This is a genomic window from Paenibacillus sp. 2003 (genome assembly GCF_031455635.1).
GTDB classification, from domain to species: Bacteria; Bacillota; Bacilli; order Paenibacillales; family Paenibacillaceae; genus Paenibacillus; species Paenibacillus amylolyticus_B.
Genome location: NZ_JAVDTB010000001.1, coordinates 1697862 through 1716450 on the forward strand (window position 1 = coordinate 1697862; position 18589 = coordinate 1716450).

General features: G+C 43.5%; 18 protein-coding genes. 14 read left to right on the forward strand and 4 right to left on the reverse strand.

All coding sequences use genetic code 11. The features are described from left to right. Positions 1 to 101 precede the first annotated feature (101 nt). On the forward strand, positions 102 to 1229 hold the full coding sequence (locus J2X75_RS07565) for a phosphotransferase enzyme family protein (RefSeq protein ID WP_310335451.1): 1128 nt from the start codon (positions 102 to 104) through the stop codon (positions 1227 to 1229). Between the two features lie 104 nt (positions 1230 to 1333). Here J2X75_RS07565 and J2X75_RS07570 read toward each other — a convergent pair whose 3' ends face one another. Beyond that, entirely contained in the window at positions 1334 to 2164 is an 831-nt protein-coding gene (locus J2X75_RS07570) for an AraC family transcriptional regulator (protein ID WP_310335453.1), read from the reverse strand. Between the two features lie 197 nt (positions 2165 to 2361). Between J2X75_RS07570 and J2X75_RS07575 the strand changes: the two genes are divergently transcribed. Continuing rightward, entirely contained in the window at positions 2362 to 3768 is a 1407-nt protein-coding gene (locus tag J2X75_RS07575; protein ID WP_310335455.1) for a family 4 glycosyl hydrolase, read from the forward strand. A gap of 81 nt (positions 3769 to 3849) precedes the next feature. Here the strand turns inward: J2X75_RS07575 and J2X75_RS07580 are convergent, their stop codons facing one another. Further along, a complete protein-coding gene (locus J2X75_RS07580) occupies positions 3850 to 4737 on the reverse strand; it encodes a LysR family transcriptional regulator (protein WP_307536448.1) in 888 nt (295 codons plus the stop codon). 151 nt (positions 4738 to 4888) lie between these two features. On the opposite strand from J2X75_RS07580, the gene J2X75_RS07585 reads away from it, so the two are divergent. From J2X75_RS07585 to J2X75_RS07605, 5 genes are all read left to right on the forward strand, one after another. Then, positions 4889 to 5635 (forward strand): acetoacetate decarboxylase, encoded by a 747-nt coding sequence (locus J2X75_RS07585; protein WP_310335458.1) that lies wholly within the window; start codon positions 4889 to 4891, stop codon positions 5633 to 5635. Positions 5636 to 5649: 14 nt separating this feature from the next. After that, positions 5650 to 6681: a ketopantoate reductase family protein gene (locus J2X75_RS07590; protein ID WP_310335460.1), complete on the forward strand. Its 1032-nt coding sequence runs from the start codon at positions 5650 to 5652 to the stop codon at positions 6679 to 6681. A gap of 194 nt (positions 6682 to 6875) precedes the next feature. Next, positions 6876 to 7526 (forward strand): hypothetical protein, encoded by a 651-nt coding sequence (locus J2X75_RS07595; protein ID WP_310335462.1) that lies wholly within the window; start codon positions 6876 to 6878, stop codon positions 7524 to 7526. A gap of 362 nt (positions 7527 to 7888) precedes the next feature. Then, positions 7889 to 9166, forward strand: a complete 1278-nt coding sequence (gene codB, locus J2X75_RS07600; protein ID WP_310335464.1) for a cytosine permease — start codon at positions 7889 to 7891, stop codon at positions 9164 to 9166. Continuing rightward, a complete protein-coding gene (locus J2X75_RS07605) occupies positions 9135 to 10403 on the forward strand; it encodes a cytosine deaminase (protein ID WP_310335466.1) in 1269 nt (422 codons plus the stop codon). The genes codB and J2X75_RS07605 overlap by 32 nt, the downstream gene beginning before the upstream one ends. Before the next feature lie 86 nt (positions 10404 to 10489). Here J2X75_RS07605 and J2X75_RS07610 read toward each other — a convergent pair whose 3' ends face one another. Further along, the gene (locus J2X75_RS07610) at positions 10490 to 11614 is read right to left on the reverse strand and encodes a GerAB/ArcD/ProY family transporter (RefSeq protein ID WP_105598772.1); all 1125 of its coding nucleotides are present in this window, start codon (positions 11612 to 11614) and stop codon (positions 10490 to 10492) included. A gap of 130 nt (positions 11615 to 11744) precedes the next feature. Here J2X75_RS07610 and J2X75_RS07615 point away from each other — a divergent pair, with 130 nt between their 5' ends. The 4 genes from J2X75_RS07615 (at position 11745) to J2X75_RS07630 (ending at position 15653) form a co-directional block, all read left to right on the forward strand. Further along, positions 11745 to 12707, forward strand: a complete 963-nt coding sequence (locus J2X75_RS07615) for a helix-turn-helix transcriptional regulator (RefSeq protein ID WP_310335470.1) — start codon at positions 11745 to 11747, stop codon at positions 12705 to 12707. Positions 12708 to 12863: 156 nt separating this feature from the next. After that, positions 12864 to 13604, forward strand: coding sequence for a type I methionyl aminopeptidase (gene map / locus J2X75_RS07620; RefSeq protein ID WP_282321382.1), 741 nt, complete (start codon positions 12864 to 12866; stop codon positions 13602 to 13604). A gap of 170 nt (positions 13605 to 13774) precedes the next feature. Next, positions 13775 to 15013: a DUF418 domain-containing protein gene (locus J2X75_RS07625; RefSeq protein WP_310335472.1), complete on the forward strand. Its 1239-nt coding sequence runs from the start codon at positions 13775 to 13777 to the stop codon at positions 15011 to 15013. Between the two features lie 505 nt (positions 15014 to 15518). Further along, positions 15519 to 15653 (forward strand): LbetaH domain-containing protein, encoded by a 135-nt coding sequence (locus J2X75_RS07630; RefSeq protein ID WP_310336685.1) that lies wholly within the window; start codon positions 15519 to 15521, stop codon positions 15651 to 15653. Positions 15654 to 15831: 178 nt separating this feature from the next. Here the strand turns inward: J2X75_RS07630 and J2X75_RS07635 are convergent, their stop codons facing one another. Further along, positions 15832 to 16275, reverse strand: a complete 444-nt coding sequence (locus tag J2X75_RS07635; protein WP_101313823.1) for a MarR family winged helix-turn-helix transcriptional regulator — start codon at positions 16273 to 16275, stop codon at positions 15832 to 15834. 116 nt (positions 16276 to 16391) lie between these two features. Here J2X75_RS07635 and J2X75_RS07640 point away from each other — a divergent pair, with 116 nt between their 5' ends. The 3 genes from J2X75_RS07640 (at position 16392) to J2X75_RS07650 (ending at position 18432) form a co-directional block, all read left to right on the forward strand. Beyond that, on the forward strand, positions 16392 to 17144 hold the full coding sequence (locus J2X75_RS07640; RefSeq protein WP_310335475.1) for an SDR family oxidoreductase: 753 nt from the start codon (positions 16392 to 16394) through the stop codon (positions 17142 to 17144). A gap of 45 nt (positions 17145 to 17189) precedes the next feature. Then, complete coding sequence (locus J2X75_RS07645; RefSeq protein WP_307543141.1) at positions 17190 to 18020, forward strand: SDR family oxidoreductase; 831 nt, start codon at positions 17190 to 17192, stop codon at positions 18018 to 18020. 136 nt (positions 18021 to 18156) lie between these two features. Then, positions 18157 to 18432 (forward strand): hypothetical protein, encoded by a 276-nt coding sequence (locus J2X75_RS07650; RefSeq protein WP_310335477.1) that lies wholly within the window; start codon positions 18157 to 18159, stop codon positions 18430 to 18432. The last annotated feature ends 157 nt before the right edge of the window (positions 18433 to 18589 follow it).

Here is an 18589-nt window from a genome sequence, read left to right on the forward strand (position 1 = left end):
TATAAACTTGTGATATTCAAACAAGAGGAGTGAATTCAATGTCTAACAAGGTGATTGTGCTTTAGGTTCACAGAAGGATATTTGCGTTACAGGGATTCCTTTTGTGGACATTGCAGTGCGGGAAACCGTCCAAACAATGTTTACTGGAGGAGATTATTATTAATTTTAACAAAGCTGTTGACATCAGCAATACACATGTATTGGCATTGGTATCCGAGTTGTTTGACCTGGAGGGTTACAACATTCAACTTATTCCGCCTCATGAGGGTGGGCGTAATGTTGTTTACACTTGTGAGCAAGAGGGGCATGAATTGCTAATTCTCAGAGTGTCTTTTTTGCCTGACAGAAGGCGGGAAGATTATATTGCCGAACTGGAGTATGTTCGGTATTTATTTGAGCACGGTGCAAGTGTCTCGAATGTGGTCAACTCGAAAAAGGGCCATCTGCTAGAAGAGGTCACATATGATGAGCATACATTCTTTATCTGTACGTTTGTGAAGGCCAAGGGAAAGTTGCTGGTAGAGAACCATTATCAGTACCGTGAAGGGGTCCCACTTACCGAATACTATTATAATAGCGGTAAAGTTTTGGGGGAAATGCATCAGCTATCCAAAAGCTATGAACCTGTTCATGGCAGGCATCATTTTTTGGACAAATATAATACGGAGCATATCGAGAGGTTGGTCCCTGAATCATTCTCTTTGCTCAGAAGCAAAATGGTGGAACTACTGCAAGCAGTAAAAGAATTGGAGTCGAGCCAGGAGACATTGGGCATGATCCATTTCGATTATAATGACGGGAATTATTCGATCGATTTTGATACGGGACAAATCACGGTATATGATTTCGACAATTCCTGTTATGGCTGGTACATGTTTGACCTCGCAGGTATGTGGATCAACGGAGTCGGTTGGGTTCAATTTGAACCTGAAGCGGACAAACGTAAACAGTTCATGGATGAGTATTTCCAAACCGTGCTCGCCGGATACAGATCAGAAACCCAGGTTTCTGATGCGATGCTGGAGAAGCTGCCTTTATTTATTCAAGTCAGCCTTCTGGAGAATATTGTGGATCATTTTGAGGTGGCGCAGCGCGAAGGGAAAGAACCAGAAGAAGATGACGAGGTTCTGTTATATCTCATTAAATGTCTGGAAGAGGATATACCATTTAAGGGATTTTTCCATGATATCTATTCGAGTGAAGCACCCTTTGAATATGAGGAGCGCTGAAGGGTCTAGACCCTAATTAAACCAATAACCAATGATTCTAATGATTCACCAAGGTATGGAGGCAACCGGATTGACAGGTTGCCTCTTCTTTTTGTCTACATATGTTATTCAAATTTGGAAGGAGGCACGTTGTAAAATTTTTTGAATGCTTTGGAAAACGTAAAGGGATCGGGATAACCCAGAAATCCGGCAATTTGTTGAATCGTATATTTTTTCTCGTACAGATAGTCTCTGGCCCGATTCATTTTGATTTGATTGATGTACTGTCCCGGTGTAATACCGAGAATTTTTTTGAACAAAGAAATAAAATATTTCTCAGAGACGCCGGCAATATCTGCAAGTTCGTTAACTCGGATGGCACGATGCAGGTTCGCATCCACGTATGGGAAGACATTCTGCAGAACCTCCAGACTTCCTTCGATCTTCCTCGGTTTTCGGTTTTTCAGAAACTCACCGTGATACAGCCCTTGCCTATGTAATTCCAAAATTTTGGCGATGACGAGAAGTAAAGAGGCTTTCAAGTAAAGCGGACTTCCGGAAGCGCCGCTACTCTGCTTGAACCTTTGATAGGATGAGGTGAACAGCGTTGATTCCTCTTGAATCAGATTGCCAGGTACAATGCCCGGAAGTTGAAACTCGCCGAGAATTCGCTTTTGCTCAGCGATGCTGAAATCAAAGTGCATGTATACGAATCGGCACAGCTCTCCGGTCGTGGAAGCCATATAGGGCATATCCGGACAAAAAAACACCACGTCACCCGGTTCTGCCATATGCTCAATTCCATTGATGGTAATCTGGACGGAGCCTGCTGTAATGAACCACAGATCATAATCGGAATGAGACTTGTGCTCCGTCCAATTGCTGTCGTGCGTTTGTTCCAAATAAGAGCTCATGCGAAGTGTGATATACTCCGAAAGTTCGTCGATTACACTCATATTTACAGTTCCTGCATGCATCTAACCCAACTCATTCCTCTCTACTTTATGACATCCTTTATTTTTCACTATCATATCAAAGGAATTATCTCTTGTTAACTACAGTACGATATGACATGTATTGAAAACTATCACACATTCCGATTCCAGCCCACTCACCTATAATGAACTTATATCGTTACGAGGAGGGGTTATTGATGAATGCTACAAGTACACAGCATCCAAAGGTAGTTGTTATTGGGGCGGGCAGCCTGTTTTTTGGTCGGCAGTCCATCTGGCAGATGGTACACTCCCCATATCTGAATCAGGGAACGCTGGCTTTGGTGGATACGGACGAGGAACGGCTCTCGAAAATGGTAAAACTAGCGGAAATGGTCGCCAAGGAGAACAACGTATCCCTAAAGATTGAGGGTTCAGTGGACCGAAGACAGGTACTACCGGGAGCCGACTTTGTTGTGCTCAGCTTTGCGGAAGAATCGGTAAAATATCGGGGCATCGACTGCCAGATTTCTCTAAAGTATGGGATTCGCATGTGTTCTGGCGATACGATTGGCCCGGGCGGGATCTTTCGTGCGATGCGTGAACTGCCGGTTATTATGGAATGCGCTAAAGACATTGAGGAGTTGTGTCCGGATGCTTGGGTGATCAATTATATTAACCCGTCTACCGTTCATGGCATTGCATTACATCGATATGCACCGAAGCTTAAATCGTTTGCGCTGTGCGATAGTCATCATATGCCGCATAAGAAAGCCTATTATGCCGTACGAGCCGGAATCATTGGAGACAATAGCCAGTTCACTGAAGAGATCAACCAGAAATTCGATTTTCGCATCGCTGGTGTTAATCATTTCACTTGGCTGCTCAAAGCCGAGTATGAAGAAAAAAATGTGATGCCCACCATCGCAGAAGCCATGCGCAAGATGGCAGGTGAGGAGAATAACGGCGGCGATCGCGGCGCAAAAGCTCTGTATAACGATGCGATTACCTACGAACTCTATGATATTTTCGGAATCATTCCCACTTGCACGGCTCATACGAAGGAATACGTTCGATATTGGCAAGGTCTTGGCAAAACTGAGGACGCCATTCCTCCATTATCGATCTGGGAGACAGAGGACAGGTATGAGCGTCATGACGAAATGTGGCGTCAGGTGGATGACTTTCTTGCAGGGAACATCCCCATCGCCGATTACATGAGTACCTTCGGACCGGATCATGCGACCGACATCATTGAGAATATGGTGGGGAACTTGGGCAAAAAATTCTTCATCAATACGCTCAATCAAGGCGCCGTAACCAATATGAATAATGATTCGTTCCTGGAACTGCTATGCGATGTAGATATGGATGGGGCGAAACCACTCCATGTAGGCGAGATGCCGCGTGGGATAAGAGGGATGCAAGAACTTGTACTGGATACCCATGAGCTTACAGTAGAAGCTGTTCTGGAACAGAGCTACGAGAAGCTGAGAAGGGCGATGCTCACCGATCCGCTCGTGAATTCCATCAGTGACGCGGACAAGATCATCCATGAATTGTTGGAACTGGAGCGTGAGATGATTCCGGACGTTTGGTATAAGGATAGACTGCAGTATAGCTGAGAATAGAGAACGATAATAGACCACGTCAGCTCCTTCAAAGGGCTAATGTGGTCTTTGCTCTTTACTATTTTCAAAAAAATCCTACTCCACTTTAAACAAGCCAGCATGGTCTTCATAGTACGAAGTAATAAAATCACGAAATTCTCTTACAGCAGGAGATAACCATTTTTGTTTGACCCAGGATAGGCTAATAGGATATATCGCTGAATCATCAGCAATTTTCACATAACGTAACCCTAGTGTTCTACATACGGAGATCGGAAGTAATGCAACACCCTGATTAAGCCTGATAATTTCAAGCAGCGTATGAGAATCGACCTCAAATGCATGTTTGGGCAGGAAACCTGCTTTTTCACAGAGCATGGAGGTAAACCGGCTGTACTCCTTATTATCGGCAAGGGAAATAAAGGGCTCATTTGCAACAACACTTAATGAAATGCTTGTTTCTCCGCCGTATGTATGATCCGTGGGCACAACCAGAACAATATCCTCCTCAACCAGGACAAAACTCTCAATCTCCTCATCCTGAATCGGATGCCCCGTAATCCCCAGATGCATGTCGCCTTTCTTCAAACCTGTAATAATTTCACTGCGAGTCCCAATGCCTTGATGAAGCTTGGTTTCGGGGGAAGCGTTGATATAGTCACTAATGAGACCTGTGAGGAACCGAGTATTCGTAATTGAGATCCTGATTGTATTGGATATTTGCTGTTCCTCCGCTTTAATCTCCATCTCTGCATTTTCAATTTCAATAAAAATCCTGTTCACATGTTTCAATAAAATTTCACCTGAGGAGTTCAATTGAATGTTTCGTCCTCTCCTATGAAATAGGGGGGTACCCAGTTCATCCTCAAGTCTTTTGATCGTTAAACTTAGGGAAGGTTGAGCGATATTCAATTGTGCAGCTGCCTTGGAGATGTGTTCAGTATAGGCAACGGTCTGAAAGTATTTGAGTTGAAGCAATTCCATACAAGTACACTCCTTATTTATTCTGATAAATATATGTAGTGCTTATTATGTATTATATTAAATTTAAATATTGATGTAGAATTTTTTTATGAGATACAGTTCAAATTTTAATATAACAAATTCAACTAAATTTATAAGGTAGGTGTCTTTGATGAAAATCGATGTGAATAACATAGCTAAAAATCTGAATACACCGCTAACAGCTCCGGCATACCCAATGCCACCGTACAAATTCGTGAATCGTGAATATTTGAATATTATTTACCGGACCGATGAAAAAGCGTTGCGGGCAGCCGTACCAGAGCCTCTGGAAATTACGGAACCTTTGGTTAAATTCGAAGTGATGTGGATGCCGGATGTTTCTGGACTGGGGGCTTATACAGAAGCTGGACAAGTTATCCCTGTTCAATTTAATGGGGAGGAAGGCGATTATGTGCATTCGATGTACGTAGACAATTTCCCCGCGATTACAAGTGGTCGAGAGCTCACCGCCTATCCGAAAAAGCTGGGAGCGCCCAAGTTGTATACCGATTCAGATACACTAGTTGGCACACTTGATTATGGAACGCTGCGTGTAGCGACGGCAACGATTGGCTATAAACACGTGGAGATGGATAAGGAGCTCGCCAAACGTGAAATATGCCGACCTAATTTTATGATTAAGATTGCTACGGACTATACCGGGAATTTAAGAATATGTGATCTGATCCGTACTCAAATTACAGACATCGAAGTGAAGGAAGCTTGGACAGGACCTGCCCGGCTTCAATTGTTCGAACATGCGTTGGCACCTCTTGCAGATCTGCCTGTGTTGGAAGTGGTGTCCGCTTCTCATATCCTTACCAACCTAACCTTAAACGCTGCACAACCTGTATATAACTACCTGGAAGAGAAATAAGGAGGAAAAATAAAATGAGAATTGCAATTGTAGGAGCAGGATCTTTGGGAACCATTGTAGGCGCATATCTTGCGGATGGCGGACTGGACGTTGAGTTAATTGATGCATATCAAGAACATGTAGATGCTTTAAATGAGACGGGTGCTAAAGTGACGGGTACCACAGAGTTTCAGTCCAAAGTAAAAGCCATTACTCCTGATCAGAAATCAGGACAATATGACCTTGTCTTACTTTTAACCAAACAACTTTATAACGATTCCATTCTTCAGGAATTACTTCCATTCTTGAAAGAAGACAGTATGGTGTGTTCCTTGCAGAACGGGATTCCGGAAGAAAAAGTGGCGTCCATTGTGGGTGAAAAACGTGTCATTGCAGGCTCTGTTGAATTTGGCGCTACGTTCATTGAACCAGGTGTATCAAGTCTGACTACCGAGTACACTCAATTTAAGCAGTATGCTTTTCAGATTGGTGAATTAAATGGTGAAATCACCGAACGAATTCAACACGTGAAATCGGTGTTGGACCTTGTGGGTGGGACTCATATTTCCGATAACCTGGTTGGAACCAAATGGTCCAAATTGCTGATCAACAATGCATTCAGTGGTTTGTCCGCTGCTTTGAATGGGGAATATGGGGACATTATTGATCACGAAGCCGGCATTGTGAGTGCAGCTCATATTGCGGACGAGACGATTAAAGTTGCTCGCGCCAATGGGGTCACCCTAGTTAAAATGAATAGATTCGACATCGCTTCACTCGAACTGAACAGCAAAGAAGATATCCCTGAACGGGTGAAAACATTACGTTACGTGATGGAGCCCTCCAGATTGCTCAAAGCAAGCATGCTTCAAGATCTGGAGAAGAAGCGCAAAACGGAGATTGATTACATTAACGGAGTTGTTTCAAGCAGGGCAGAAGGCACCGGAATTGCGACACCTTATAATGATTTAGTTGTAAAACTGGTCAAATCTGCTGAAGAAACTCATATCGTTCCTGATTTTGACACGAATATAAAAGCTTTTGAAGAACTATTAAGTGCACAATAATAATTCAATTATTTCAACTGAAAGTCGCTTATATAGCGACTTTTTTTGTTGTATCGGTAAATCCTGTCAGGCTTGATTTTGCGACAGATAGAATATTCTACGTGATTTTTGTTTCCTAAGATTATACAAAAAGGGGAATTAAATTTGATATAATTTAGACTTGCTGGTTATTTTTCTATTAGAAGGAGATAGGTATGAGGAAATCTTGGGGGGAATTCGTCTTTTATTTGGCGGTGTTTGTTTTTGTTTTGTTTATGACCTGGAATGATTATTCACTATTTTGGACAATAGGGGGTGTAGTCGTTACCATTCTTATCGCGTTTATTAAGCATGTTTTTTATCCTTTGGTATTTGATAAGCGTATAGATCGTTTAGAGTCCTTTTTATCCAAGCAGCAAAATACACCTGGGACATACATTATTTATGTTCTTGCAAACAGACTTGATGATGAGGTAGAACTAGTTATGGAGCAAATTATGCAGAAATATAAGCGAAGAACAACACAAGCACAGTTCAAGGCAGCTTACGGATTATATCGCAAGGATATGTTTGCCATTCGGCAAGCTGTACCTCATATCGGCTTATCGGACTACCGTACATATTACGAAACCATTCTACTCTTGGAAGACGGGAAAAGTGAAGATGCGCGTGAAAGACTTCAATCCATTAAAAAACAGTGGATGCGATCAACATTGCTCGCGGGTATTGAACTCAAAGCAGAAAACCGCGATACCGCTATTCAGCACGCGCATGAAGCACTTAACTCTTCCAGAGGTGTTAATCGTTATGTTTTATATAAGGAATACGAAAGAGTATTACCAGAGGTTGTTGGACACATATCGTAAACTCGACATTATTATTAACTTGTTTCAGCCACTGGTTAAGGAGGAATGCTCAAAAACAGCTTGCTGTATAAGGAATTAATAACCTTTGGATAATAATGACATTGACAACTTCAGGTTTTTCCAAAATAATAGTATGTAATTGAATACTGGTACCTTTAATTCAGTCCAGAGAGGCTGGCAAGGGCAGCGGATTTCATAATCACGCGAGAATCAGGGCATATTCCGTAATAGGATGCGATGCGCTGTGTCTTCGCGCGGATTATGATGCAAAAAGAGGCTACTTGTCAGTGTATAACTTGACGAGTAGCCTCTTTTTTCTGCTTTTTTTGGTATCAGATACACTTTATGTTGGGGGTATTCTGATGAGCAAACAAGATCAAGAGTTTTCATGGCAAGCGGTGCCGAAAGCGCAAAGAAACCAATTTTGGAAGACGTTATCCGTCATGCTCGGTTTTACATTTTTCTCAGCAAGCATGCTGGCAGGAGGAACATTGGGCGTCAGCCTGACGTTCATGGAGTTCATTGGCATCGTACTTGCAGGTAATCTGGTGCTCGGTATCTATACAGGGGCACTGGCACATATCGCTGCCAAAACGGGCCTGTCCACACATTTGCTTGCCAAATATGCATTCGGTGCAAAAGGGTCGTATCTGCCTTCGTTCCTGCTAGGATTCACACAGGTTGGATGGTTCGGAGTCGGTGTAGCCATGTTCGCGATTCCGGTCGCCAAAGCCATGGATTGGAACGTGTATCTGTTGATCATTGTGTTTGGACTTGCCATGACGGCATCAGCCATCTTCGGTATGAAGTCACTCGTCATTCTTGGTTATATCGCGGTTCCTGCGATTGCCATTCTCGGTGGTTACTCCATGTTCGAAGGTGCAGGTTCGCTGGGTGGTCTGCAAGGGTTGCTTGATTACACGCCGACTCAGTCGCTTACCGCGGCGGCAGCATTAACGATCTGTATCGGCTCCTTCATAAGCGGCGGAACCCTGACACCCGATTTTGCCCGATTTTCCCGGACATCGAAACAGGCAGTTACCGCAACAGTGATTGCATTCTTCCTTGGTAACTCACTCATGTTTCTGTTCGGTGCAGTTGGTGCGATGGCCTATAACCTGGCCGATATCTCGGAGGTCATGTTCCTGCAAGGATTGATCATTCCGGCGATCATCGTTCTGGGCTTGAATATCTGGACGACCAACGATAATGCACTGTACGCTTCAGGTCTTGGTTTTGCCAACATCACCAAAATCTCAAAAAAATTCTTCGTCATCGTAAACGGCATCGTTGGTACCGTATTCGCCATGTGGATGTACAACAACTTCGTCAGTTTCCTGAACGTACTGGGTGCGGCGGTACCATCCATCGGGGCTATTATTATCGCAGATTACTTCATTGTGAAACGTAGAAACTATAAGCCATTTGCCGACATGTCATTCAAAAATGTAAACTGGGTAGCGATGGTGGCTTGGGCCATCGGCGTTGCATTCGCCCAACTGGCTCCTGGCGTAACACCATTGAACGCGCTGCTTGGTACAGCAGTGGCCTATATCGTCTTGATGCTGATTATTCCTGCCAAAGAAACCAAAGAAATGGGGAAAATAAATGATTATACAGAACGCAAAATTGCGGGGTAAAGAAGGACTATGGAATATCGTTGTGAAAGACGGAAAGTTTGAACGAATTACACAATCACTGGAAGTGACCGAAAATGAGGAGATCCTGGATGTCAACGGATCGCTTGTGCTGCCGCCGTTCATTGAGCCGCATATTCATCTCGATACAACGCTCACAGCAGGTGAGCCGGAATGGAATCTAAGCGGAACGCTGTTCGAAGGCATCCAACGCTGGTCGGAGCGCAAGGCTTTCTTGACACATGAAGATGTCAAAACACGGTCCAAAACTGCACTGAAATGGCAATTGGCACAAGGTATCCAGCATGTACGGACCCATGTGGACGTTACCGATCCAAGCTTGATCGCCGTTAAAGCGATGCTTGAAGTAAAAGAAGAAATGGCTCCATATATGGACATCCAGCTTGTTGCTTTCCCACAGGAAGGCATTCACTCTTATCCAAACGGGGCAGAATTGCTGGAAGAGTCACTGAAAATGGGCGTTGACGTGGTCGGCGGCATTCCACACTTCGAATTCACAAGGGAATACGGCGTTGATTCAATGAAAGTTGCGTTTGATCTGGCCGAAAAATACGACCGTCTGATCGACATCCATTGTGATGAAATCGATGACGAGCAATCCCGTTTTGTTGAAGTTGTTGCCAAGGAAGCTTACGAACGTGGACTGGGTTCACGCACAACGGCAAGCCACACGACAGCAATGGCCTCATACAATGACGCTTATACGTACAAGTTGTTCCGTTTGCTGAAGATGGCTGATCTGAACTTTGTCTCCAATCCGCTGGTCAACATTCACCTGCAAGGACGCTTCGACACGTATCCGAAGAGAAGAGGGCTGACGCGTGTCAAAGAGTTGCAGGAAGCAGGTCTGAATGTGTGCTTTGGTCACGATGACATCTTCGATCCATGGTATCCGCTCGGTACTGGCAACATGCTGCAAGTACTGCACATGGGGATTCATGCTTCGCAGTTGCTTGGTTACGACCAGATCGTGAATTCAATTGACCTCATTACGAAAAACAGCGCAAGAACGTTACACATTGAGGATGTATACGGTATTGAAGAAGGTAAACCTGCTAACTTCATCGTACTTGAAGCAGAGAACGAGTATGAGGCTGTTCGCAAACAAGCCGGCGTACTTTATTCCTACAGAGGCGGCCGTAAAGTTGCGGAATCGAAGCCGCGGGACACATCCATCATTTTTGAAGGCGGTACAGAAAAAGTTACTTTTAATAAATAATGAAGAAAATATACTCCCATTAAAAGTCGCTATTTTGGCGGCTTTTTTCTTTTTTTTACTGTCTACATACAATAAGAACCAAACATTCAGCCTGCCTTAAGGGCTTCACTAGTTGCCTGCTTCCCGCCTTTTTTACGAACAAAACTAATGATCAGCAGTAGCAGTGGTAACAAGCCAAATAAAAAAATGGATATATTGCCAAGAAAATCACCCAAAGCTAACGTTTCCTCCAGGTTTTTAGGCAAGTAAGCAATTACATACAAGACTGGCAACATCGCGAATTGTATGCTCGTAATATTTTTGAGACGAAACAAATCTCGGATCCCGATTGCCGCAAAATAGTGTTTAAAAGCATAGGTTGCAAAGATCTGCATCAACCAAAACACAATGAACAGTGATTCATAACGCTCAAAAAGAAATCCCTCAATTTCAAAACTCCGAACCATGTCGAACGTTGGCCACATTCGTGTTTGAATTCCTGGCAAGGATAAATTCCCCACCACGGTGACAATCGTGACCAAATATATGATCGTACAACTAAGTATGCTGTATATAGCAGCTTTATTGCTCGCTTTCACGTCCACCATGTAAGCTGTGATGATGAGTAACACTTCATATCCGGAATAGGAGAGACACGAAGGTTTAAGACCCTTCAACACAGGCATGAATCCATCGCCCAGGAGTGGTCTGAGGTTATTAAGTTCAAACATCTTGGTGCTTAAAAGGAAAACCAGCGCTAGCAATACAAGCGTAACGGGCAACACGATTGAAAAGACCCGGATGATGACCTTAAGACCACCCGTTAACATATAAATCCCAATCCACAAACTGACCATAATGGTGACCCAAGTAGGCGTGCGCTCAAGGATGTACATACTTGTAATTTCGGCCATGACTCTAACTTCGAATGAACAAAGAACAACAAAATACACGATAATTAAAAGTCCCAATAGATAAGCAATCCACTGACCTGTAATTTCGGGTATAAATTCGAATACCGTTTTACCGGGGAATCTACGACACAAGGTTACAAGGAGGATGCTGATTGTGGTTACAATTAATCCTGATAAAATGACAGAAATCCATACATCTGGTGTCCCTACTGCTTTACTAATTGTGCGAGGGAGTGTTAGAATTCCAGCTCCGAGTATGGAATTGATAACTACAATAATAACCTCGGAGGTATTAATATTAGATGTGGATTGCTTCATTGGCCTTCGCTCCAAACCGGAGAATATATTTCTAGGTAGTATCGCCCAACACAGTTGTTTTATGTAAAATATGATGTACTGATATAATGTAGAGATATCCAATAATGAATTGAAGATGAGGATGCAGGTTATGCCAAAGAACGATAATATGTTAGCCATTCTATGGATGCTGAATTCAGGCACCAAAGTAACTGCAAAACAGATGTCCGAAAAGTTAGAAATCAATATAAGAACCGTATATCGATATATTGATGCATTATGTGCCAGTGGAGTACCGATCATTTCCGATACAGGTCACAACGGCGGGTATAGCTTGCTGAATCAGCATATCAAAGCACCTCTGTTATTTGATATTGATGAAAAAAAGGCACTTCTCCAAGCTGCTGTGTTTGCAAAAGAAGCTGGATATCCTTTGAGTGAGGCATTGGACAATGCAACATCCAAATTGAAAATGTATTCAAATCAGGATCAGGAAAACACACTTCGTCGTCATTTAGCCGGATTTAACGTTATCAATCGCATGGGAGATCCATCGGTTCAGCCGATCTTGGCGGAATTGGAGCAAGCCGTGGCTAATGACTGCTCTGTCGAAATTGATTATCGCAGAAGCCGTGATGAACAACCCAAGAATAGAGTAATAGACCCATATGGAATGGTTTACTGGAATAATAAATGGTATACCATTGCGTTTTGCCACTTGAGGAATGAATTCCGCAGCTTTCGGGCAGATCGTATTCTTCGAGTCAAGCTTACTCCGCTCCGCTTTAAGCGTTCGGAAGCTTTTTCAGCCCGTGAATTATTTATGCAAAATTTGTTACCTGATGTAGGGGAGAAAGAGGAGGTAATTTCCTTGGTTATCAAAGGCCGATCAGAGGCATTGGATGACTTGGGGCTGCATTGGTTTATGGGACATTATCTGAAAGAACGGACTTCTAATCAAGCCATCTTTTTATTTGATGAAAAATCAATTGATACATACGTCCCCTATTTTCTCCTCTCCTATGGGAAATCCATTCAAGTCATCGAACCACAGCGTGTGAAGGACAGACTTGTTGCTGTTGTATTCGAGTTAATGGAATACTATCAACTTTAACAACTTCACTGACAGTATTTGAACTCATCGGATTTTGATCTGTGAGCTTGATAAAAAAGTTGCGAAGCTTTGCTGCTTTGGATATGATTATCTAATGTTCAATCAAAAAAATACTTATGTAATCAATTAGTGATAAAAGATAGTGAGGTAGAAAAAATGATCGCAAGAACAGAAGAAGATTTTAATGGCTTGAAGGAAATTGGCAAAATTGTTGCTTCTATTAGAGATGAATTGGTTCAAAGAACTATCCCAGGCATAACCACCAAAGAGCTTGATGATTTGGCAGGAGAGCTTTTTGAGAAAGCTGGCGCAGTTTCTGCTCCAAAAAGTGAATATAATTTCCCAGGATTTACTTGTATTAGTGTTAATGAAGAAGTGGCACATGGTATTCCGGGAGACCGGGTTATTCAAGAAGGGGACATCGTCAATATTGATGTGTCTGGCTCCAAGAACAGTTATTTTGCAGATACGGGACTCTCGTTTGTCGTAGGCGAAGGTGAAGAAGTATTAACGAAAATATGCGACGTTGTTAAACTGGCATTTGAAGCAGGTCTTAAAAAAGCAAAACCGGGTTCCAAAAAAAGCGGAATCGGAAAAGCCGTATTCCAAACTGCCAGACAGCATGAATTAACGGTTATCAAAAACCTTACAGGACATGGTGTTGGACGTGGAATACATGAAGCACCTGACCACATCTACAATTATAATGATCCATCGGATGATGAATTGTTAAAAGAAGGTATGGTTATCGCATTCGAGCCATTTATCTCAACTTCAGAAGAAGAAGTAGTCCAAACTGGAGATGGCTGGACCTTTGTTACTAAAAACAGCTATGTAGCTCAAATAGAACATACCATTATTCTTACTAAAAATGGTCCAATTATTGTCACTCTTTAAGGTGTTCAAACTGAAAGTCGCTAAATTTAGCGACTTTTTTTGTTTTTGTTGTATTGGTACGTTAAAGTAAATCACAATTTAAATGTTCACTTATTAATTTATGTTGAAATTATGGAAGGATTTAACGTATATTTAGATCTGATCTTTATGTTATAGACAGAGGTGATTGATTGAGCACATCAACAAAGCGCGTTCAAGTCATTGATGGACTGCGTGGATTCAGTCTGGCCGGCATTGTGCTGGCGAATATGCTGGCTTTCCAATATGGAATGTATGGCCAGAGCAAACCCCAACTGTTCGGGATTGGCGGAGCAGATCAGGCTTTCCTCTCGTTCCTGCTGATCACTGTGGTGGGCAGTTTTATGCCGATTTTTGCATTTATGTTTGGCTTTGGAATGGTTAAGCTCTCGGAAAGCCTAAAATCACGAGATCTACGACCAAAGTGTCATCTGGCACGCCGTTTTCTACTACTGTTTGGAATCGGATTACTGCACATCATCTATCTGTGGGAAGGGGATATCCTGGCATTTTATGGCGTACTCGGTTTCTTCCTGCTCATGTTCCTTAATCGGAAGCCCAAAACGCTGCTCATTTGGGCGGTACTGCTACTCGTGGGAGCGGGCATACTTGGTCTCCCGGCATCTAATCCGATGAACCCGCTGGCGATTGAGTCCATTCATATGGAGAACTACATCATTCAAAGTCAGGATGTATACGGCAACGGCACATACGCGGAAATCAGGAATTTCAGTAATAACGGCGATCCCTTCGGCGGGGATTTGGAGCTGTCATTCGCCCTATTGATCCTGCTGTTAGCCCCACTCATGACAGTACCGATGTTCCTGTTCGGCATGCGCGCTGCCAGAATTGGCACGTTTAACGATCCGCAAGCGATGCGGACTATGTATCTTCGCCGGGCATCGTTATTGATTCCAGTAGGTTTAATCCTCAAAACATACGGCGTATTGGCGACACAATTGGGTGCGGAAGGTTGGCTCGGTATCGGAATCGGGGGGACGCTTGGAGGAATGTTGCTTGCATTGGGATATATATACGCATTTGCGCTGTTGTATGCGGGAAACCGCCATTCCAGCCTGTTGGGCAGGTTCGAGGCGGTTGGCCGTCTCTCGTTGACGAATTACCTGATGCAGAGCGTAATCTGCACGACAATTTTCTATGGATATGGCCTGGGACTGTTTGGAAGTGCTGGCGTGTTTATCGGAGCAATTATTGCGCTTGCTGTGTACGGCATTCAATTGTGGCTCAGTCCGCTATATCTCAAGAAATTTAGCAATGGTCCTGTCGAGTACCTGCTACGGATTTGGACATATCTGTCCTGGAAAGGGCAGCCAAGAAAGAAGAAAAGATCGAACTTAACTACGAATGAAAACGCTCCTGGTGTTCAGTAAGCATAAAGTGCTATCGTGAAACGCAAAAAGAAGCTCGTTCTACCAAAAGAAAGGGCTTCTTTATGCCGTAACGATCATATTCCTAAACTTAAAGCAAGACACGAATTATCAACCCAAATACATAAGCTAACTATTATAGTGCGGGCAGTGGTAAGGTAATGCAAAATGAAAGATGAAGCATATACATTCAACTGTTTCCACTCAAGCTTGAAAGGATCATTATTGTGCTAAAAATAATTAATTTTCTTCTTTTCTTGCTGATCATTTGGGTAGTCATCTTTTATCCTTTTCGTTTTGCTTGGTTTGAAGGTTTGAAACAGATTCCCGCAGATCTTCATGGTGTTTATTTACTTTTCTTGTTCTTTGGATATCTGATCTGTTCAACTGCTATGGCACTTATGGTTGGCAAGATGTTTTTCAAACGAAAGGAACAGTGACGAACTGAGTTAAACGCCGCCGTTCAATTGCGGTATAGTGTAACATTTAATTTGCTGATGATATTTGGATCGGAGCAAATTGTGTTATTCTACCAGGCGTATCGATAGGAGATAACGTAATTGTTGCTGCAGACGCTGTTCTGTGCAAAGATGTTCCTGATAATTTTGTTGTTCGTGGTGTACCTGCCGAAGTAATCAAATAGCTTGAATCGTAGGTTTTATAGCATCATTCAAAGTCGCTAAAGTAGCGGCTTTTTTGTTTTGAGCGGGGAAGAGCACGTACTGTCCGCAAGTTACCTTTCATTTCGGTAAACCGAAACCACGTTTGTTAAAAGCTTGTCTTTAACAAACGTGGTCGAGATGGCGGAGCTAGATAAAACGCTAGGAGCTTGAGTTTGTCCTTTCCGCCAGTTTAGTAATCAACTCGATATCTTGTTCGGTTAATTGTTCAAAAAAATGTTTGCGTATTGCCTTGGAGAGGAAGGGACGGGCATCATCTAACATTGATTTTCCAGAAGAAGTGATACTGACTTGTACTCCACGATCGTTGTCTAATGGTTTCTTCATCACGAGTCCACGTTTTTCCATACGCTTCAGATGATGAGATAACCGACTTTTATCCCAGTCCATAGAGTCAGCTAATTCCTGTTGGCGAAGGCTGCCGTCCCCAAAAAGGACTAATCGGTCCAATACTCCAAAATCACCCTCTGACAGTCCTGAGTGATCGGCCATATCTTTGACGATGCGACCGAAGATGGTCTGAAAGGAACCTTTCCACATATGCCATATTCGCATTTCTTCTTCGTTAAGTTCATTTTTATCCATAGGAGCATAATAACATGGTTGACGCGTCAACTTCAATGTGTTAAATTTGATCCAAGGTTGACACGTCAACTTAGTTCATATGGCCCCACCACTCACAAAAAAAGGAGACTATAACTATGCAAGATAAACCTGTCGCTCTGGTCACCGGGGCTAATAAAGGTATCGGCCTTCAAATTGCGAAGGATCTCACGGAACAAGGATTCACCGTGCTCGTTGGATCTCGCAGCCTCGAGAATGGAGAAACCGCCTCAAAAAGCATCGGTTCAAATTCACACGCTCTCCAGCTCGACGTTACAGATGAAAACTCCATCGCTGCTGCTGCAGAACGTATTCGGAACGAATTTGGTCGTCTCGATGTACTCGTGAACAATGCGGGGATCTCGCACGCAGGCAGATCGGGTGAACCGTTTCCGAACGGTGGCGCAGCGAGTGGTCTTTTGACCGTTGCTTCGCTTGAAGATATTCGTACAGTTTATGAGACTAATGTTTTTGGTGTTATTGCTGTCACGCAGGCGATGTTGCCACTTTTGCGAGAGGCCCCGGCAGCACGTATCGTCAACATAGGCAGTACCGGCGGCTCCCTTAGCTGGAACTCTATTCCGGAAAACTCGCATCGTGCGATGTTTGGTGCCTATTCGGCATCAAAATCGGCTGTTCATGCGGTGACACTTGCATTTGCATTTGCGCTTGAATCAACAAACATCAAGGTCAATGCTGCATGTCCAGGCTTCACATCGACTGCGCTTAATAATTTTGCTGGTACTCGTAGTGTCGAACAAGGGGCTCGTGAAGCAGTTCGGCTTGCGTTGATTGGAGCGGACGGTCCAACAGGAACATTCTCAGATGAGGATGGACCCATTGCTTGGTGAGCACAGTTATATAATAAGGGTGAGCAACTTAAGGAGGATTTCATGATGCGCGTTTTCGTAACAGGAGCAACAGGCTACATCGGTTCCGCTGTCACCCGCGAACTTATTGAAAGGGGACATCAGGTCGTCGGTCTCGTGCGTTCAGACAGTAGTGCTGCGAAACTAGAAGAGTCCGGGGCCGAAGTACACCGCGGTGACATCAACGATCTTGACAGCCTCCGTAGTGGTGCAGCTGCTGCGGATGGCGTCATTCATCTGGCATTCCATCACGACTTCTCGAACTTCGCTGGAGCACTCACAACAGATCTGCATGCCGTAGAAGCGATGGGGGCGGCACTTGAAGGATCTGGTAAGCCGTTCGTAATTACCACGCATGTAAATGGAGTGGCAACGGAGAACATGGTGTTAGCGCTGGCAGAGCGCGGAGTACGTACATCGATTGTAGAGCTTTGTCCGTCGGTACACGGTGAGGGTGACACAGGCTTTGTACCAAGCCTCATCAATATTGCCAAGACTAAAGGCTTCTCCGCCTATGTGGAAGGAGGGAGCAACCGCTGGCCGGCTGTGCATCGCCTTGATGCAGCTCATCTATATTGCCTGGCGTTAGAAAAGGCCCCTGCTGGTTCACGACTAGATGGGGTCGCAGATGAAGGAGTACCTTTTCGCGATATCGCGAGTGCTATTGGTAAGCAATTGAACGTACCTGTAGTTAGCATTTCACGCGAAGAGGCAGATGCCCATTTTGGCTTTCTCAGCACACTCGCAGCGCTTGATATCCCGAGATCAAGCGTTGCAACTCAGGAACTTATGGGATGGCGGCCAGTGCAACCTGCACTGATTCCCGACCTTAAACAGTCTCATTACTTCAACAACTGATTGGAATTTTACGCCTTTTTTTAAAAATAACAACCATAAAAAGTCGCTATTCAAGCGGCTTTTTATTTTAGCCATGTAGGTTTCCTATCTCAGGGGTTGAGGGAAAAAACTTATTCCGATGGTCGATTAGATAATTATGCATATTGGAAAAGGCATATCCAATATTGAAACCATTGCCGCAAATTTCAAAGAAATGCCACTTGGGAACGAAAGATTCGAAAAGGCTGTTGCAGGGATCTTTTTGTGCATTGAATTAGAGAAGTCGGTGATGCCTACTGGTTCAAGAGTTTCATCGAAGGACATGGAGGAGGAAATCATTAAGGCATGTTTTTTAATTATTAATACGATCCACTTACCGACGCAAGTTGCTAACCAACCTGTCTATATCATTACTGCACAGAAGAATAAATAAGTTCATTTATAGAAGCCACTCCATTCGTCAGAGGTGGCTTCTTCTTTTGCTAATGTATTCTTAAGACATGGGAAAAATAGGTTCTTGAATTTCTTTCCCGATGTACAGCCGAATCCGAGATTGTGTTAGGCTGTATCTACAAAAGTATTACACGTTC